The organism is Pseudomonas sp. TWI628, assembly GCF_039673865.1.
Lineage (GTDB): Bacteria > Pseudomonadota > Gammaproteobacteria > Pseudomonadales > Pseudomonadaceae > Aquipseudomonas.
This window is the reverse complement of record NZ_JBDJMM010000042.1, coordinates 1-18,949: the sequence shown is the minus strand read 5'-3', so window position 1 is coordinate 18,949 and position 18,949 is coordinate 1. Positions and strand designations below refer to the sequence as shown.

The following is an 18,949-nucleotide window of genomic DNA, read 5'->3' as shown; positions in this document are numbered from 1 at the left end:
ACAGTGTACCACTCAGACCCTTTCCGGGCCTTCAGGTCAGCCCCAGCTCACCCCAGATCCGCCGCACCTGGCGGCGCTCATCGGCAAACTGCGCCGCGTCGATCACCCCGGCCTGCTTCTGCAGGGCCTGGCGGTGCGACGCCGAACGGAACGCCTTGTACACCTCACGCAACAGCACCGCGTCACTGGCCGGCATCAAACCTGCCTGCTCCAGCTCTTCCAGAATGCGGATGTTATCGGTCCATCGGAGTATGGCCGGGTGCTCGTGAGACCAGGCCAAAGCGGCGTATTGCACCATAAATTCGATATCGACGATACCGCCGGCATCCTGCTTGATATCGAACGGCACCCCGGCATCGAAGGCATTGGCCGCGGTACCGGCAAGCGTGGCCTTGGTGCCGAGGTTGTCGCGCATCTTGGCACGCATCTCGCTCACTTCGCTGCGCAACTTGCCCAGATCACGGGCCTGGCCCAGGACCTTGGCGCGCACGCCCTCGAACGCCGTCGCCACCTGCTTGCAGCCCACCAGCACACGGGCACGGACCAGGGCCTGATGCTCCCAGGTCCAGGCCTCACTTTGCTGGTAACGCTCGAACGCCCCCAGCGAGCTGACCAGCAGCCCCGCCGCGCCGGACGGGCGCAGGCGCATGTCGACGTCGTACAGCTGGCCGGAGTTGGTCTGGGCAGTCAGCAGGTGGATGATGCGCTGGCCCAGGCGGGTGAAGAACTGCGCACTGTCGATCGGCTTGGCGCCGTCGGTTTCCGCTTGCGGGTCGCCATCGTGAATGAACACCAGGTCCAGGTCCGAACCATGGCCCAACTCCAGGCCACCGACCTTGCCATAGCCGATGATGATGAAGCCCGGCTCGCACAAGCTGCCATCACTGCGTTTGGGCTGGCCATGACGGGCCACGGTCTGGCGCCAGGCCAGGGCCAGCACCTGGTCGAGAATGGCTTCGGCCAGCCAGGTCAGGTAGTCGCTGACTTTCATCAACGGCAGGTTGCCGCTGATTTCCGAGGCGGCCACACGCAGGCTGTGGGCCAGCTTGAAGTGGCGCAGCGCTTCCATCTGCTGCTCCAGGTCGTCCTCGGGGATGCGCGTCAGCCGCTCGCGCAGCTCGGCAGCCAGCTCTGGCGCCAGTGGCGGGCTGAACAGGCGGCCTTCGTTGAGCAGCTCATCGAGCAGCAACGGGTAGCGAGCGATCTGCTCGGCGATCCATGGGCTGGCCGCGCACAGGGTCAGCAAGCGGCGCAAGGCACCCGGGTTTTCGGTGAGCAGCACCAGGTAGGCCGAACGCCGTGCCACGGCCTCTACCAGCGGCAGCACGCGTTCCAGTACCAGGTCCGGGTTGTCATGCTCCACGGCCTGGGCCAGCAGGCGTGGAATGAAGGCATCCAGGCGCTCGCGGCCGATGCGCTGCATCGAGCGCAGCTGCGGGCTGGCGCGCAGTGCGGCGAGGCGGCGCAACGCTTCGGTCGGCAGCTTGAAACCGGCCTCTTCCAGCTGACGACCCGCGGCTTCTTCATCCTGGGCCTGCTCCCACAGCGGCGACCACTCGCCACCCACCACCAGCTCGCCTTCGCCTTCGTCTTCATCGGGGTCGGCGATGACCTGGCGGAAGTGCCAGTCGACCCGGCCGCGCCAGTACATCAACTGCTCGTGGAAGCTCTGCCAGTCGGCAAAACCGAGGATATAGGCGACACGCTCACGGTCCAGCTCGCTGTCCGGCAGCATCTGCGTCTGGCGGTCGGCGATGGCCTGGATGGCGTGCTCGGTGTAACGCAGGAATTCATAGCCTTCGCGCAGCTCTGCCACCACGGCGGGGGGCAGGTAACCTTGGCCTTCCAGGGTTGCCAGCACCTTGAGCAATGGCCGCAGTTGCAGGCTCAGGTCGCGGCCGCCGTGGATCAGCTGGAAGGCCTGGGCGATGAACTCGACCTCGCGGATGCCACCGGCGCCGAGCTTGATGTTGTCGGCCATGCCCTTGCGCCGCACTTCCTGCTGGATCAGCTGCTTCATCGTGCGCAGCGCTTCGATCGCCGAAAAGTCCAGGTAACGCCGGTACACGAAGGGTTTGAGCATGTCTTGCAGCTGCGCGCCAGCGGCCTGATCACCGGCCACCACCCGCGCCTTGATCATCGCGTAGCGCTCCCAGTCGCGGCCCTGGTCCTGGTAGTACTGCTCCAGTGCATTGAAGCTGAGCACCAGTGCGCCGGCCGAGCCATAGGGGCGCAGGCGCATGTCGACACGGAACACGAAGCCGTCGACGGTCACCGGGTCGAGCGCCTTGATCAGGCGCTGCCCCAGGCGGGTGAAGAATTCCTGGTTTTCCAGCGAACGCTTGACGCCTTCGGTTTCACCGTTCTCGGGGAAGGCAAAGATCAGGTCGATATCCGACGACAGGTTCAATTCCACCGCGCCCAGCTTGCCCATGCCCAGCACCACCATGTGCTGCGGCTGGCCGCTGCGGTTGCCGATCGGCGTGCCGAACTGCTGGCAGTGGCGCAGGTACAGCCATTGGTAGGCTTCGTCGATGGCCGCGTCGGCGAGGTCGGACAGGTCGCGGCAAGTCTCGCCCAGTTCGGCCTGGCGGGTGATGTCACGCCAGATGATGCGCACCTGCTGGCGGTTGCGCTCGCGGCGCAGGTTGCGCGCCAGCTCGTCTTCGCTTTGCGCGGCCTGGGCCGCCGCGGCGATCTGCCCGCGCAGCTCGCCCGCAACGTAACGGCGGTCCAGTTCACCGCTGGCGATCAGGGCAAACAGCATGGCCGGCTCGCGCTGGGCCACGCCAAGGACGAAGTCACTGGCAGCGGCAACCTGATCGAACTGTTGCCGGTGCAATGGGCTCCAGGTGTGCAGGTCGAGGTCGGCGTGGCCTGCCACGGCATCGCTCAGGAACTGCTGGTTGCGAACGACCAGCGGTTGCAGGGAAGCAGGCAGTTCGAGCGGCAAAGGTAGGCGCATGGTCTATCCTTGATCGGCGTGAAATGGAGGGGAAAAAGCGGCCAAGAGGAAGCCGGACCACGGTTGGACTGTCATACAAAAGTTGGAAATAGCTGAAAAAAACGAATCATTGGCAAGAAACATCAAGATTCACCTGTTCGCGACACACCGCCAACCAACATGAACGTTTTTCCTCACAAGCCAAGGTGCGACCAAACGTCGCATTTGTGTAGTTTTACTACTACCCATGACGCGCAAAAGCATGAAATGCCGGAGCAAATGTAGTAAAACTACACGGCGCCGGGAGACACCCCGGTAATCCAAGAATTCACGACGTCTGCCCATAAGGCCAGTCGCAAACTCAGGCCCCCGATTCTGGTGGCCTTTCCGCCCTGGAGCAAGCCATGCAAGACCTCGATCCAATCGAAACCCAGGAATGGCTGGATGCCCTGGAGTCGGTCCTCGACAAAGAAGGCGAAGACCGCGCTCATTACCTGATGACCCGCATGGGCGAGCTGGCCACCCGCAGTGGCTCCCAGCTGCCGTACGCGATCACCACGCCATACCGCAACACCATCCCTGTCACCCACGAAGCACGCATGCCTGGCGACCTGTTCATGGAACGCCGCATTCGCTCGATGGTGCGTTGGAACGCGCTGGCCATGGTGATGCGCACCAACCTGAAGGATTCGGACCTGGGCGGCCACATCTCCAGCTTCGCTTCCAGTGCCACCCTGTACGACATCGGCTTCAACTACTTCTTCCAGGCGCCAACTGAAGAACATGGCGGCGACCTGATCTTCTTCCAGGGCCACGCATCGCCAGGCGTCTACGCCCGTGCCTTCATGGAAGGCCGCATCAACGAAGACCAGATGAACAACTTCCGTCAGGAAGTGGACGGCAACGGCCTGTCTTCGTATCCGCACCCATGGCTGATGCCTGACTTCTGGCAGTTCCCGACCGTATCCATGGGTCTGGGCCCGATCCAGGCTATCTACCAGGCGCGCTTCATGAAGTACCTGGAAGCCCGTGGCTTCATCCCGGCCGGCAAGCAGAAGGTCTGGTGCTTCATGGGCGACGGCGAGTGCGACGAGCCGGAATCCCTGGGCGCAATCGCCCTGGCCGGCCGCGAGAAGCTGGACAACCTGATCTTCGTCATCAACTGCAACCTGCAGCGCCTCGACGGCCCGGTTCGCGGCAACGGCAAGATCATCCAGGAACTCGAAGGCGTGTTCCGTGGCGGTGGCTGGAACGTCAACAAAGTCGTCTGGGGCCGCTTCTGGGACCCACTGCTGGCCAAGGACACCAACGGTGCCCTGCAGCGCCGCATGGACGAAGTCATCGACGGCGAGTACCAGAACTACAAAGCCAAAGACGGCGCGTACGTGCGTGAGAACTTCTTCAACACGCCAGAGCTCAAGGCCATGGTCGAAGACCTGTCCGACGACGAGATCTGGAAGCTCAACCGTGGCGGCCACGACCCGTACAAGGTCTACGCGGCGTACCACCAGGCTGTGAACCACAAAGAGCAGCCGACCGTCATCCTGGCCAAGACCATCAAGGGTTACGGTACCGGTGCTGGCGAAGCCAAGAACACCGCGCACAACACCAAGAAGGTCGACGTCGACAGCCTGCGTCACTTCCGTGACCGCTTCGACATCCCGGTCAAGGATGCCGACCTTGAGAACCTGCCGTTCTTCAAGCCGGAAGAAGGTTCTGCCGAAGCCAAGTACCTGGCCGAGCGCCGTGCTGCCCTGGGCGGTTTCGTGCCACAGCGCCGCGCCAAGAGCTTCAGCGTGCCGACCCCGCCACTGGAAACGCTGAAAGCGATCCTGGACGGTTCGGGCGACCGCGAAATCTCCACCACCATGGCCTTCGTGCGCATCCTCGCGCAGCTGGTCAAGGACAAGGACATCGGCCAGCGCATCGTCCCGATCATCCCGGACGAAGCCCGTACCTTCGGTATGGAAGGCATGTTCCGCCAGCTGGGCATCTACTCGTCGGTCGGCCAGCTCTACGAGCCAGTCGATAAAGACCAGGTGATGTTCTACCGCGAAGACAAGAAGGGCCAGATCCTCGAGGAAGGCATCAACGAAGCCGGCGCCATGTCGTCGTTCATCGCTGCCGGTACCTCGTACAGCTGCCACAACCAGCCGATGCTGCCGTTCTACATCTTCTACTCGATGTTCGGCTTCCAGCGCATTGGCGACCTGGCCTGGGCCGCTGGCGACAGCCGCACCCGTGGCTTCCTGATCGGCGGTACTGCCGGCCGTACCACCCTCAACGGTGAAGGCCTGCAGCACGAAGACGGTCACAGCCACATGATGGCGGGCACCATCCCGAACTGCCGCACCTACGATCCGACCTACGGCTACGAGCTGGCGGTGATCATCCAGGACGGCATGAAGAAGATGACCGAAGAGCAACAGGACATCTTCTACTACATCACCGTGATGAACGAATCCTACCAGCAGCCAGCCATGCCGGCCGGTGTCGAGGAAGGCATCATCAAGGGCATGTACCTGCTCGAAGAAGACACCCGCGAAGCCGCGCACCATGTACAGCTGATGGGCTCCGGCACCATCCTGCGCGAAGTCCGCGAAGCCGCGAAGATCCTGCGCGAAGAGTTCAACGTCGGCGCCGACGTGTGGAGCGTCACCAGCTTCAACGAACTGCGTCGCGACGGCCTGGCCGTGGAACGCGCCAACCGCCTGAAGCCTGGCCAGAAGCCACAGCAGACTTACGTCGAGCAGTGCCTGAACGGTCGCAAAGGTCCGGTCATCGCGTCCACCGACTACATGAAGCTGTTCGCCGAGCAGATTCGCCAGTGGGTGCCGAGCAAAGAGTTCAAGGTCCTGGGTACCGACGGTTACGGTCGCAGCGACAGCCGCAAGAAGCTGCGTCACTTCTTCGAAGTCGACCGCCACTTCGTGGTGCTGGCTGCCCTGGAAGCCCTGGCTGACCGCGGCGAGATCGAACCCAAGGTTGTGGCTGACGCCATCGTCAAGTTCGGCATCGACCCGGACAAGCGCAACCCACTGGACTGCTGAGGAGTATTTTTAAGTGAGCGAACTCATTCGCGTACCTGACATCGGCAGCGGTGAAGGTGAAATCATCGAGCTGTTCGTCAAGGTCGGTGATCGTATCGAGGCTGACCAGAGCCTGCTGACCCTGGAGTCCGACAAGGCCTCCATGGAGATCCCGGCGCCCAAGGCCGGTGTGGTCAAGGAACTGAAGGTCAAGCTGGGCGACCGCCTGAAAGAAGGCGACGAGCTGCTGGTTCTGGAAGCCGAGGGCGCCGCTGCTGCGGCCCCTGAGGCTCCGGCTGCCGCTCCTGCCCAGGCTGCTGCTCCAGCGCCAGCCGCTGAAGCAGCACCGGCCCCTGCTCCGGCCGCAGCCCCGGCTGCCGCCAGCGTGCAAGACATCCACGTGCCGGACATCGGCTCGTCGGGCAAGGCCAAGATCATCGAAGTGCTGGTCAAGGTCGGCGACACCGTCGAAGCCGACCAGTCGCTGATTACCCTGGAGTCCGACAAGGCCTCCATGGAAATCCCGTCGCCTGCTGCCGGCGTGGTCGAAGAAGTGCTGTGCAAGCTGGAAGACGAAGTCGGCACTGGCGACCTGATCTTCAAGCTCAAGGTTGCTGGCGCAGCGCCTGCTGCTGCCCCGGCCCCAGCCGCCGCTGCACCTGCCCCGGCTGCCGCACCTGCCGCTGCTCCAGCGCCGGTCGCTACCGCGCCGGCTGCCGGCAGCAACGCCAAGGTTCACGCAGGCCCGGCAGTTCGCCAGCTGGCCCGTGAATTCGGCGTCGAGCTGGGCGCAGTTGCCGCCACCGGCCCGCACGGTCGCATCCTGAAAGAAGACGTGCAGGTCTACGTCAAGGCGATGATGCAGAAGGCCAAGGAAGCACCAGCAGCCGCTGGCGCAACCGGTGGTGCGGGCATCCCGCCAATTCCGGCCGTGGACTTCAGCAAGTTCGGTGAAGTAGAAGAAGTCGCCCTGACCCGCCTGATGCAGGTCGGTGCCGCCAACCTGCACCGCAGCTGGCTGAACGTGCCGCACGTGACCCAGTTCGACTCCGCCGACATCACCGAGCTGGAAGCCTTCCGCGTTGCGCAGAAGGCCGTGGCCGAGAAGGCTGGCGTCAAGCTGACCGTGCTGCCACTGCTGCTCAAGGCCTGCGCCTTCCTGCTCAAGGAACTGCCGGACTTCAACAGCTCGCTGGCGCCAAGCGGCAAGGCCATCATCCGCAAGAAGTACGTGCACATCGGCTTCGCCGTGGACACCCCGGACGGCCTGCTGGTCCCTGTGATCAAGAACGTCGACCAGAAGAGCCTGCTGCAACTGGCTGCCGAAGCCGCTGCACTGGCCGAGAAGGCGCGCACCAAGAAGCTGTCGGCTGACGACATGCAGGGTGCCTGCTTCACCATCTCCAGCCTCGGCCACATTGGCGGCACCGGCTTCACGCCGATCGTCAACGCGCCGGAAGTGGCGATCCTGGGCGTCTCCAAGGCGACCATGCAGCCGGTCTGGGATGGCAAGGCCTTCCAGCCGAAGCTGATGCTGCCTCTGTCGCTGTCCTACGATCACCGCGTGATCAATGGCGCTGCCGCCGCGCGCTTCACCAAGCGCCTGGGCGACGTGCTGGGCGATATCCGCACCATGCTGCTGTAAGGCGGCACACTGCCCCTCCTTGCGAGGGGCAGTACTCTTTTCGAGCTGCCACGCTCGTACCTCAACCCCGCCAGTTGGCGGGGCTTTTTTTTGTCCGCCTGTAGTGTTTTAACGCCTGGGAGATCGAGCGCCGCCCGCCCCCAATAATCCAACTGCCGCCTAAGGATTTCAGCCCAGCGGCCGAAAACATATACATGACAGCCCTCATGGCCGCTTGCCAGCCTCAGGGACATGATGCAACCTTGCCAGATGCGCCGCCGCCCAGGCCGCGTCCCCCTTCAAGCGAGTCTTCGATGAAAAGCCAACCCGATGCCGCCAGCCGTGTGGCGGCCGAGGTCGTCACGCAGCTTCCCGTGCCCTCGCGGCTCGGCATGCTGCGTTTCGAAAGGCTGAACGAAGCCAACTGGGCGATGCTCTACCTCGACCCGGCCTGCGATCGCCAGTTTGGCCTGCCCGCTTCCGAGCTGTGCGCACTGATCGATTCGCCCTACGCCAGCCTGATGGAGCCCGAGGCTCGCTACCGGCTGCACGATGAAATCCAGCTGCAACTGAGCAACCGTGGCTACTACCGCGTGCGCTACACCCTGCATACCCAGGCCCGCGCGCTGCGCCTGCTGGAAGCCGGCGAGGCGTTCAAGCAGCACAACCGCCAGCTGCTGCGCGGCTTCCTGACGGTGCTCGACGACGAAGACGACAGCGACCTCGACACCAACGACCTGGAATCGCGCAACAACCGCCTGCAGCTGGCCCTGCAGATCAACCAGCGTGCCCAGCAAGAACAGCTTGAGCACCTGGAACGCGTGCGTGCCCAGCAGGACCTCATCCTGCGCCTGGCCCGCCAGCGCTACAGCGCCGGGAACTCGCTGCTCGAAGCGGCCCAGCTGATCACCCGCAGCGCCTGCGAAATCTACAAGGTCGACAGCGCCAGCATCTGGCATCTGGACGACCAGCGCCTGGAGCCGATCAGCGCCTGGCTGCGCGACGAGCAGGCGCACCGCCTGCCCGAACCGATCGATGCCAGCCGCTTCCCGGACTACCTGGAAGCCCTGCATGCCAGCCGTGCCATCGACGCGCACAACGCCAATCACGACCCTCGGACCCGTGACTTGGCCGAGAGCCTGTATGCCGACAACAACGCCATGCTCGACGCCAGTATCCGCGTCGATGGCCAGGTGGTCGGCGTGTTGTGCCTGGAGCAGACCGGCCAGCCGCGCGCCTGGCAGTCCGATGAAATCGCCTTTGCCGGTGAGCTGGCCGACCAGTTCGCCCAGGTCATCACCAACCACAACCGGCGCACTGCCGCCAGCGCCCTGCACCTGTTCCAGCGGGCCGTGGAACAGAGCGCCAGCGCCTTTCTGCTGGTCAACCGCGACGGTGTGGTGGAGTACGTCAACCCAAGCTTCACGGCCATTACCCAGTACAGCACCGAGGAAGTCCAGGGCCACCACCTGGCCGAGCTGCCAGCCTTGGAAAACCTCAGCGAACTGCTGTTCGACTCGCCGTCGAGCCTGGCCATGGGCAACAGCTGGCAGGGCGAGTTCAAGAGCCGGCGCAAAAGCCTTGAGCCCTACTGGGGGCAGCTGTCGATCTCCAAGGTGTATGGCGACAACCGTGAGCTGACTCACTACATCGGCATCTACGAAGACGTCACCCAGACCAAGCTGGCCCAGCAGCGCATCGAGCGCCTGGCCTATACCGACAACCTGACCAACCTCGGCAACCGCCCGGCGTTCATCCGCAAGCTCGACGAGCGCTTCGCCCGCGACAGCGAGAACCCGATCTGCCTGCTGCTGGTGGACATCGACAATTTCAAGCGGATCAACGACAGCCTCGGCCACCAGACCGGCGACAAGCTGCTGATCAGCCTGGCCCGGCGCCTGCGCAACAGTTTGAGCGTAAACGGCGTGCTTGCCCGTTTCGCCAGCAACGAGTTTGCCGTGCTGCTCGACGACACCAGCCTGGAAGACGGCCAGGGCGTTGCCCTGCAATTGCTGCGTACCCTCGACAAGCCGATGTTCGTCGACAACCAGCTGATCAACGTTACCGCCTCGGTGGGCCTGGCCTGCGCGCCGCTGCACGGCAGCGACCCGACCACCCTGATGAAAAACGCCGGCCTTGCCCTGCACAAGGCCAAGGCCAACGGCAAGCACCAGGTGCAGGTGTTCACCGAAGTGCTCAACGCCGAAGCCAGCTACAAGCTGTTCGTCGAGAACAACCTGCGCCGCGCCCTGACCCAGAACGAGCTGGAGGTGTTCTACCAGCCCAAGCTGTGCCTGCGCAGCGGCCGCCTGCTAGGCCTGGAGGCGCTGCTGCGCTGGAACCACCCCGAGCGCGGCATGATCCGCCCGGACCAGTTCATCAGCGTGGCCGAAGAAACCGGCCTGATCATTCCCATCGGCAAGTGGGTGGTGCGCCAGTCGTGCCGCATGAGCCAGCAGCTGCAGGAAGCTGGCATGGGCTGCCTGCACGTGGCCATCAACCTGTCGCCCAAGCAGTTCTCCGACCCTGACCTGGTGGCCTCGATCGGCTCGATCCTCAAGGAAGAAGGCCTGCCGCCGCACCTGCTGGAGCTGGAGTTGACCGAAGGCCTGCTGCTGGAAGCCACCGAAGACACCCACCGCCAGCTCGATGAGCTCAAGGCCCTGGGCCTGACCCTGGCCATGGACGACTTCGGCACCGGCTATTCGTCGTTGAGCTACCTGAAGAAATTCCCGATCGACATCATCAAGATCGACCGCAGCTTCATCAACGAGATCCCCGACAACCAGGACGACATGGAAATCACCTCGGCGGTGGTGGCCATGGCCCACAACCTCAAGCTCAAGGTAGTGGCCGAAGGGATCGAAACGCCGGAGCAGCTGGCGTTCCTGCGCAGGCACCGCTGCGACGTCGGCCAGGGCTACCTGTTCGACCGGCCGATACCGGGCCGGGAGCTTGAAGAAAAACTCAAGCGCTACCCCCGCGGTCCAATGGCCTGACAGCTGCTTCAAGGTCGGGCACACTAGATCCCATTCGAGCCTCATCGCGGATAAATCCGCTCCTACGCAATCCCTGTAGGCGCGGATTTATCCGCGATGGGGCCAACCCGAATTCAACTGACATACAGAGGAACAGCCATGGTCCTGCGCTCGGAAATCCTGGTGAACAAAAACGTCATGCCAACTGCAGAGCAGGCCCTGCCTGGCCGCGAAACGCCCATGCAGCTGCCCGAATTCCACTACGTCTTCAAAGGCACCCCACTGCTCGGCCCGTTCTTCGAAGGTGCCATCGATTTCGCCATCTTCGGCCTGGGCTGCTTCTGGGGCGCCGAGCGGCGCTTCTGGCAGCGTGAAGGCGTAGTCAGCACCGTGGTCGGCTACGCTGGCGGCTTCACCCCGAACCCGACCTACGAAGAAGTCTGCTCGGGCCTTACCGGCCATACCGAGGTGGTGCTGGTGGTGTTCGACAAGGACAAGGTCAGCTACCAGGAGCTGCTGGCGATGTTCTGGGAACTGCACAACCCGACCCAAGGCATGCGCCAGGGCAACGACATCGGCACCCAGTACCGCTCGGCCATCTACTGCACCAGCCCGGAACAGCTGGAGCAGGCCAAGGCCAGCCGCGACGCCTTCCAGGCCGAGCTGAGCAAGGCCGGTTTCGGCGAGATCACCACCGAGATCGACCAGGCACCGACCGTGTACTTCGCCGAGGCCTACCACCAGCAGTACCTGGCCAAGAACCCGGACGGCTACTGCGGCATCGGCGGCACCGGCGTGTGCCTGCCACCGAGCCTGCAGGGCAACTGAACCATGAGCACGATGACCCTGTTCCACTCGCCGCTGTCGCCCTTCGTGCGCAAGGTCATGGTGGTGCTGCACGAGACTGGCCAGCTTGACCGTGTCGCGCTACAGCCGGTGAACATCAGCCCGGTGAACGGCGACGAGCAGCTCAACCACGACAACCCGATCGGCAAGATCCCGGCCCTGCGCCTGGAAGACGGCACCGTGCTGCACGACAGCCGGGTGATCTGCGAGTACCTCGACCTGCAGCATGTCGGCTTGCCGCTGCTGCCGCGCGAGGGTTCGGCGCGCTGGCGGCGCATGACCCTGGCCTCGCAGGCCGATGCGATCATGGATGCGGCGGTGTCGAGCCGCTATGAGAGCTTCCTGCGGCCTGAAGCCAAGCGCTGGGATGGCTGGCTCGAGGCGCAGGCCGAGAAGATTCGCCGCAGCCTGGCCAACCTTGAGCAGGAGCACCTGGCCGAGCTGGCGTCCGGGTTCGATCTTGCGGCAATCGGCTTGGCCTGTGCGCTAGGGTATCTGGACCTGCGTCAGCCAGAGTTCGGCTGGCGTGAGCGCCAGCCTGGCTTGGCGGCGTGGTATGCCGAGGCGGCCAAGCGGCCGTCGATGGTAGCTACCGCTCCGGTGGCCTGAAGGGCCTCTTCGCGGGTAAACCCGCTCCCACAGGAACGGCACAGGCTTCAAGGGCTGTGCAGTACCTGTGGCAGCGGGTTTACCCGCGAAAGGGCCGGTAAGGCCCACATCAAATTCAGCAGTCAGGACTGCCCGCAGTAAACTTCTTGGCCGGGTTGACTGCCGCCTTGAACTGGCGCAGCGCCTTGGAGCCAATCAGCAACGGGTAGTTGAAGTGGCTGCGGTCCACCAGGTTGACCTCCATGGTGCGCTTCACGCCACCCAGGCACATCTCCAGGTCGACCACCGGCCGCTTGGAGCTCTCCGGCGCATCACCCTCTTCTTCATCATCGACACGGCCCTTGATCTTGCTGATGCGCGAGACCTGGTGCTCATAGACCTTGCCGTCGGAGTCCTTGGTGGCCAGGCGGAACCGTACCCACTCCTCGCCATCGCGGGTGAACAGCTCGATATCCTTGGCCGACAGCGAGGCAGTCCAGGCACCGGTGTCCATCTTGGCCTCCAGGGTCTGGCCAAGCTCGGGCAACTTGATCTTCTCGTAACGGCCATACAGCGTGGGTTCGGCAGCCATCACCGGCAACGCCAACAGCGATAACAGGGCAAGCAGAGATTTCACAGGCAGGCTTCCTTGAAAAGGGTCAGTGCTTAGACTGCACTGGCTGAATAGGTTCGCTGTCACAAGCCTAACCAACATGTTGTGAAACATTTGTCCCCACCATCGGGCATTGGACATTTGGCGTAGACCCCGGCGCTGCTTATCATTGCGCCCTGCTAATTTCCCACAACAAGAGTTTCCTTATGCGTCGCCTGTTTACCGGCATTCTCACGACCACCCTGCTGCTGCTCAACACCGTGGTGTTGATCTGCCCGCTGCTGGTCTTCGCCCTGCTCAAGCTGGTGCTGCCAGGCCGTGGGCGCGACTATGCCTCGTGGGCGGTGATGTGGGTGGCCGAGACCTGGTCGGAAATCGACAAGGCCATCTTCGCCCTGTGCATCCCGACGCAGTGGGACATCCGCGGGGTCGAGAACCTGCGCAAGGACACCTCGTACCTGGCTGTCAGCAACCACCAGACCTGGGTCGACATCCCGGCGCTGATCGAAAGCCTCAACCGCCGCACGCCGTTCTTCAAGTTCTTCCTCAAGAAGGAGCTGATCTGGGTACCGCTGCTGGGCTTGGCCTGGTGGGGCCTCGATTACCCGTTCATGAAGCGCTACAGCAAGGCGTTTCTTGAAAAGCACCCGGAGCTCAAGGGCAAGGACCTGGAGATCACCAAGGCCGCCTGCGAGCTGTTCAAGCGCCAGCCGGTAACCGTGGTCAACTACCTCGAAGGCACCCGCTTCACCGAGGCCAAGCACCGCGAGCAGCAATCGCCCTATCGCTACCTGCTCAAGCCCAAGGCCGGTGGCGTGGCGTTCGTGCTGGCGGCGCTGGGCGAGCAGCTGGATGCGCTGCTGGACGTGACCATCGTCTACCCCGGCAACCAGGCGCCGGGGTTCTGGGCCTTGCTCAATGGCAGCATCAGCCGGGTGATTATCGATATTCAGGTGCGTGAGCTGGACCCGGCCTTGTGGGATGGGGATTACGAGAATGACCCTGCGTTCCGCCAGACCGTGCAGGCCTGGGTGAACCAGTTGTGGCTGGAGAAGGACCAGCGGATTGAGCAACTGCGTGCGCAAATGCGCTGAGATCTTCAATGCCTGCACTGGCCTCTCGCGGATAAATCCGCTCCTACGGGTAGCGATTCCTGTAGGAGCGGATTTATCCGCGAGAGGCCGCTACAGGCACTGCAAAGCTCCAATTAAAATCCAGGCTAATAATCAGAATAAGTAATACTTTTTTGTCATCACCCACCCAAGTGGATAAAAATCGACCAAAGCACAACTACAAAAATGCCTGGATCGATCGATGGCCAACCCACCCAGCTCCAACTCCGCCCAACTGCGCCGTGTCCTCGGCCTCCCCGCCCTGGTGTTCTTCGGCCTGGTGTACATGGTCCCGCTGACCATCTTCACCACCTACGGCATCGTCACCGAACTCACCGGTGGCCGCACCGCCAGCGCCTACATGGTCACCCTGGTAGCCATGCTGTTCACCGCCGCGTCCTACAGCTTCATGGTCAAGCGCTTCCCGGTTGCGGGTTCGGCGTACTCCTACACCAACATGGCCTTCGGCCCCAACGTCGGCTTTCTCGCCGGCTGGTCGCTGCTGCTCGACTACCTGTTCCTGCCGATGATCAATTACCTGTTGATCGGCCTGTTCCTCAACATCGCTTTCCCGGCCATCCCGGCGTGGTCCATTGCCCTGGCCTCGATCGTGCTGGTAACGGTGCTCAACGTGGTCGGCATCCATTCGGTGGCCAAGACTAGTAACTTGATCGTCGGGGCGCAGATCGTCTTCATCGTGGTGTTCGTCGCGCTGTCGTGCCAATCGCTGGCCGGCCAGCCGCTGGACCTGCTGTCGCCACTGCTGGGCGATGGCTCCAAGCCTGGGTTCGGCGCGATCATGGCGGGTGCTGCGGTGCTGTGCCTGTCATTCCTCGGCTTCGACGCCGTCTCGACCCTGGCCGAAGAATGCCGCGACGCCCGCCGCGACGTGCCACGGGCAATCATCCTCACCACCCTGTTTGCCGGCGTGCTGTTCACCGTACTGGCCTACGTCAGCCAACTGGTGATGCCGGGCACCACCTTCGCCAATGCCGATGCGGCGGCCAACGAAGTGATGTTCAAGGCGGGCGGGCAGTTCCTGGCCAACTTCTTCACGGCAGCTTACGTTGCCGGCAGCCTGGGCTCGGCGCTGGCCTCGCAGGCGGCGGTGTCGCGCATTCTGTTCACCATGGGGCGTGACAACGTGCTGCCACGGCGCAGCTTCGGCTACCTGTCGCCACGCTTTGGCACGCCAGTATTTGCCATTGCGCTGGTGTCGGCGTTCTCGCTGCTGGCGTTGGTGATCGACCTCGCTACCCTCGCCTCGCTGATCAGCTTCGGTGCGCTGGTGGCGTTTTCGGCGGTGAACCTGGCGGTGGTGAAGACGCACCTGATGGATGATGGCGCTCAGCGTAACCTCAAGGGGTTGCTGTGCTATGGCCTGGTGCCGCTGGTGGGGTTGGGGTTGACCCTGTGGCTATGGACCAGCCTGTCGGCGCTGACGTTGGTGATTGGGCTGTGCTGGTTTGCGTTTGGCCTGGCATACCTGGCGGTACTGACCGCCGGTTTCCGCCGTCGGGTGCGCCTGGTGGACTTCAGCGAAGCTGCCTGACCGAACGCAGGGCCGCTCCCGCAGGTACACCCCCTGTGGGAGCCGGCTTGCCGGCGACAGGGCCGGCACTGGCGCTAAAGAATCATCAGACCGAAGGTTGGGTCAACGGCGCCGGTGTAGTCCACAAACCTCCCAGATTCTGCAACAACGACCCGGCAATCCCCTGCTGCCCCAGATACTGCAGAATCAACGGCGCAAACTGCCCGATCATCCCGGTATCCATCCCCAGCGCCTTGAACGCACTGTCCAGGTCGCTGCGATTCTGCACATCGTTGCCCAGCGCCTTGTCCAGGGCCGACTGGCTGCCCTTGTCGTTGCCCAGCAATTCACCCAACCCGCTCAGCCCGCCCAGGGCATTGGCGCCAGACAGCAGGTCCAGGCCCGGCACGGCCTTGGTCAGTTGGCCATAGTCGTCGCTGCTCAGGTTATTGCGCGCCAGCCCCAGCATGGCCCCTGCCCCGCCCACGGCCTGTTCGGGGGTGATGTTCAGCTGGCTGCCTAGGGTGTTGAGCAGGTTGGCCTGCCCTTCGGGTGCCTGTACCTGACCTTGCTGCTGGTTCTGCATGGAGGAGACGGCGTTGGCGGCGTCGCTGAGGTTGAAGGCGAACACCGGGCTTGCGGCCAGGGTCATCAGGGTTGCCAGGGTGAATGCTTTCATCGGGAGGGACCTCGTCGGCCGGGATGGCCTGGGAAACGAGGACTTCGACTGATTGGAACAAGGTTTGTTCCAGGCCATGCATCGGGTTTACGCGGCTCACCTACCTGCCTGACAGCGAACGTACCGTATCGACCTAGCATTTCTGCCAGTTGTAGCGTTGATCCAAACCAACAGACACTGGAAACCAACACCTACCCGTCGAGTGGCAGGTCAAACGCATACACGAGGATAGACGAGTGACCATTCACCAGAACTTCTATCAGGGCAGCCACCTGCGTACCATCAAGTCGAGAGACCAGGCGACTTCACTGTTTCGTCACCAAGATATGCCGCTGGCGGAAAAACGCGGCACAAATCCGGTAAATCTGCTCGGCACCGGTCTTAGCCGATCTGTACTCAATAGCCTGAAGACCTCTTCCCCCAGTTCGTTTTCTTACACGCCATATGGGTACAGTCCCGACGCGACGAGGGAAGATTCGTCGCTGGGCTTCAATGGTGAGTACCGCGACATTCTCGGACTCTACCCACTGGGCAATGGCCAGCGCAATCACAATTCGAGACTCATGCGCTTTCAGTCGCCGGACGACGAAAGTCCGTTCGATAGAGGTGGATTGAATGCCTATGCCTACTGCGCAGGAGATCCGATAAACCGCAGAGATCCGACAGGCCACTTCTTCGGATTGCTGATCGCCATCATCGTATTGGTGATCATTGCCTTGGCAGTTGGCATCGGACTGCTTCTGAACCACCTGGTAAAGAAGAAACCAGGGGGCTATCTCCCTCGCTCCGAAAGATCCAGAATTCGGCGCTGAGCCGAAAAAAAGCCCCTCCGTCGAGTGGCAGGTCAAACACATACACGAGGATGGACGAGTGACCGTTCACCAGAACTTCTATCAGGGCAGCCACCTGCGTACCATCAAGTCGAGAGGCCAGGCAACTTCACTGTTTCGTCACCAAGATATGCCGCTGGCGGAAAAACGCGGTACAAATCCGGTAAATCTGCTCGGCACCGGTCTTAGCCGATCTGTAATCAATAGCCTGAAGACCTCTTCCCCCAGTTCGTTTTCTTACACGCCATATGGGTACAGTCCCGACGCGACAAGGGAAGATTCGTCGCTGGGCTTCAATGGTGAATACCGCGACATTCTCGGACTCTACCCACTGGGCAATGGCCAGCGCAATTATAATTCGAGACTCATGCGCTTTCAGTCGCCGGACGACGAAAGTCCGTTCGATAAAGGTGGATTGAATGCCTATGCCTACTGTGAGGGGGATCCGATAAACCGTAGAGACCCTACAGGTCACAACGCTTTGGCATTACTTTTCGTCATACTTATTGTGGCAGTGATCGTCGCGATGATTTATTGGCTGATCAAATCCATGAAAGAGATTAAAGCTGAAAAAGACTACCGAGGCGAAAGATCAAGAATCAGGCGCTAAAAAACCAGCAAGGCTGGGCGGGCCGAAAGCCCTGACGAGCAGCCATATAAAAAAGCCCCTCGATATGAGGGGCTCTTCGTTACCTCACGGCATCAAGCCGCGCCCCACATCTTGTGCGGGTCGATTACAAATTTCTTCGGTACACCCGCATCGAACTCGCCATAGCCTTCCGGCGCCTGATCGAGGTTGATCACCTGCACGCCGACCACTTCAGCAATGTTGATGCGGTCCCACATGATCGCCTGCATCAACTGGCGGTTGTACTTCATGGTCGGGGTCTGGCCGGTGTGGAAGCTGTGCGACTTGGCCCAGCCCAGGCCGAAGCGGATGCTCAGCGCGCCGATCTTGGCGGCGGCATCGACCGCGCCCGGGTCTTCGGTCACGTACAGGCCTGGGATACCGATGTTGCCGGCTACACGGGTCACTTGCATCAGCGAGTTCAGCACGGTGGCTGGGGCCTCATGCTTGGCACCTTCGTGGCCGTGGCCGCGGGCCTCGAAGCCAACGGCATCGACGGCGCAGTCCACTTCCGGCTCGCCGAGGATGTCGACGATCTGCTCGTGCAGCGGGGTGTCCTTGGACAGGTCGACAACTTCGAAGCCCTGGGACTTGGCGTGGGCCAGGCGAGCCGGGTTGAGGTCGCCAACGATCACACAGGCGGCGCCCAGCAGGCGTGCCGAGGCAGCGGCGGCCAGGCCGACCGGGCCGGCGCCGGCGACGTAGACGGTGCTGCCTGGGCCAACGCCAGCCGTGACGGCGCCGTGGAAGCCGGTTGGCAGGATGTCTGACAGGCAGGTCAGGTCACGGATCTTCTCCATGGCCTTGTCGCGGTCCGGCAGTTTCAGCAGGTTGAAGTCGGCGTACGGCACCAGCACGTACTCGGCCTGGCCGCCGGTCCAGTCGCCCATGTCGACGTAGCCGTAGGCACCGCCAGCGCGGGCCGGGTTGACGGTGAGGCAGACACCGGTGTGCATCTCTTTGCACGAGCGGCAGCGCCCGCAGGCGACGTTGAACGGTACCGACACCAGGTCGCCGATCTTCAGGCGTTCTACGTCACGCCCCAGCTCGACGATTTCACCGGTGATTTCGTGGCCCAGGACCAGGCCGACCTGGGCAGTGGTGCGGCCACGGACCATGTGCTGGTCGGAGCCGCAGATGTTGGTGGAAACCACCTTGAGGATCACGCCGTGCTCGATCTTCTTGCCGCGTGGGTCTTGCATTTTCGGGTAGTCGATCTTCTGTACCTCGACCTTGCCCGCGCCGAGATACACCACTCCACGATTGCCAGACATGCTCTTACCTCGCTTGATTTATATTTATGCAGCGGTGGTGAACGCGCCGCCATCCATGGGCGGCTTGTGTTACTGGAATGCAGGGAATTGTGGGCCTGATACGGCAGATTGCACTGACTGGAAGCGACAGGGAGATGCCTTTTAACGGCAGGGGAAAATGCGCTGTCCCCTTCGTGGGATTATCACGAGGTTACAGGCATACGCGGTTCTTGTGGGAGCCGCGCTGGCCGGCGAGGGCCCGCGCCGCGGCCCCGGCAATTCGTGCAACAACCT

At 62.6% G+C, this 18,949-nt stretch carries 13 protein-coding genes; 9 read left to right on the top strand and 4 right to left on the bottom strand.

Annotated elements, in window-relative coordinates; all coding sequences use genetic code 11:
• Window positions 1-31: 31 nt before the first annotated feature.
• Window positions 32-2,965: a bifunctional [glutamate--ammonia ligase]-adenylyl-L-tyrosine phosphorylase/[glutamate--ammonia-ligase] adenylyltransferase gene (gene glnE, locus ABE528_RS25305; RefSeq protein ID WP_346654396.1), complete on the bottom strand. Its 2,934-nt coding sequence runs from the start codon at window positions 2,963-2,965 to the stop codon at window positions 32-34.
• Between the two features lie 383 nt (window positions 2,966-3,348).
• On the opposite strand from glnE, the gene aceE reads away from it, so the two are divergent.
• The 5 genes from aceE to ABE528_RS25280 all read left to right on the top strand — a co-directional run bounded on the left by aceE (window position 3,349) and on the right by ABE528_RS25280 (window position 12,030).
• Complete coding sequence (aceE, locus tag ABE528_RS25300; RefSeq protein WP_152957944.1) at window positions 3,349-5,994, top strand: pyruvate dehydrogenase (acetyl-transferring), homodimeric type; 2,646 nt, start codon at window positions 3,349-3,351, stop codon at window positions 5,992-5,994.
• A 13-nt stretch (window positions 5,995-6,007) separates the two neighbouring features.
• Window positions 6,008-7,618, top strand: a complete 1,611-nt coding sequence (gene aceF, locus ABE528_RS25295; RefSeq protein ID WP_346654395.1) for a dihydrolipoyllysine-residue acetyltransferase — start codon at window positions 6,008-6,010, stop codon at window positions 7,616-7,618.
• Window positions 7,619-7,911: 293 nt separating this feature from the next.
• A complete protein-coding gene (locus ABE528_RS25290) occupies window positions 7,912-10,596 on the top strand; it encodes a GGDEF and EAL domain-containing protein (RefSeq protein ID WP_152957943.1) in 2,685 nt (894 codons plus the stop codon).
• A gap of 138 nt (window positions 10,597-10,734) precedes the next feature.
• Window positions 10,735-11,403, top strand: coding sequence for a peptide-methionine (S)-S-oxide reductase MsrA (gene msrA, locus ABE528_RS25285; protein WP_152957942.1), 669 nt, complete (start codon window positions 10,735-10,737; stop codon window positions 11,401-11,403).
• A gap of 3 nt (window positions 11,404-11,406) precedes the next feature.
• Window positions 11,407-12,030, top strand: a complete 624-nt coding sequence (locus tag ABE528_RS25280; RefSeq protein WP_152957941.1) for a glutathione S-transferase — start codon at window positions 11,407-11,409, stop codon at window positions 12,028-12,030.
• Window positions 12,031-12,145: 115 nt separating this feature from the next.
• On the opposite strand, the gene ABE528_RS25275 is transcribed toward ABE528_RS25280, so the two are convergent.
• Complete coding sequence (locus ABE528_RS25275) at window positions 12,146-12,646, bottom strand: ATP-dependent zinc protease (protein ID WP_346654394.1); 501 nt, start codon at window positions 12,644-12,646, stop codon at window positions 12,146-12,148.
• A gap of 182 nt (window positions 12,647-12,828) precedes the next feature.
• Here ABE528_RS25275 and ABE528_RS25270 point away from each other — a divergent pair, with 182 nt between their 5' ends.
• A complete protein-coding gene (locus ABE528_RS25270) occupies window positions 12,829-13,716 on the top strand; it encodes an acyltransferase (RefSeq protein WP_346654393.1) in 888 nt (295 codons plus the stop codon).
• A 220-nt stretch (window positions 13,717-13,936) separates the two neighbouring features.
• Entirely contained in the window at window positions 13,937-15,286 is a 1,350-nt protein-coding gene (locus tag ABE528_RS25265; RefSeq protein WP_152957938.1) for an APC family permease, read from the top strand.
• An 85-nt stretch (window positions 15,287-15,371) separates the two neighbouring features.
• On the opposite strand, the gene ABE528_RS25260 is transcribed toward ABE528_RS25265, so the two are convergent.
• Window positions 15,372-15,944: a DUF2780 domain-containing protein gene (locus ABE528_RS25260; RefSeq protein WP_152957937.1), complete on the bottom strand. Its 573-nt coding sequence runs from the start codon at window positions 15,942-15,944 to the stop codon at window positions 15,372-15,374.
• A gap of 236 nt (window positions 15,945-16,180) precedes the next feature.
• Between ABE528_RS25260 and ABE528_RS25255 the strand changes: the two genes are divergently transcribed.
• Window positions 16,181-16,756, top strand: a complete 576-nt coding sequence (locus ABE528_RS25255; RefSeq protein WP_346654392.1) for an RHS repeat-associated core domain-containing protein — start codon at window positions 16,181-16,183, stop codon at window positions 16,754-16,756.
• A 58-nt stretch (window positions 16,757-16,814) separates the two neighbouring features.
• Entirely contained in the window at window positions 16,815-17,384 is a 570-nt protein-coding gene (locus ABE528_RS25250) for an RHS repeat-associated core domain-containing protein (RefSeq protein WP_346654391.1), read from the top strand.
• A 92-nt stretch (window positions 17,385-17,476) separates the two neighbouring features.
• Here ABE528_RS25250 and fdhA read toward each other — a convergent pair whose 3' ends face one another.
• Window positions 17,477-18,676, bottom strand: coding sequence for a formaldehyde dehydrogenase, glutathione-independent (gene fdhA, locus ABE528_RS25245; RefSeq protein WP_152959013.1), 1,200 nt, complete (start codon window positions 18,674-18,676; stop codon window positions 17,477-17,479).
• Window positions 18,677-18,949 lie beyond the last annotated feature (273 nt).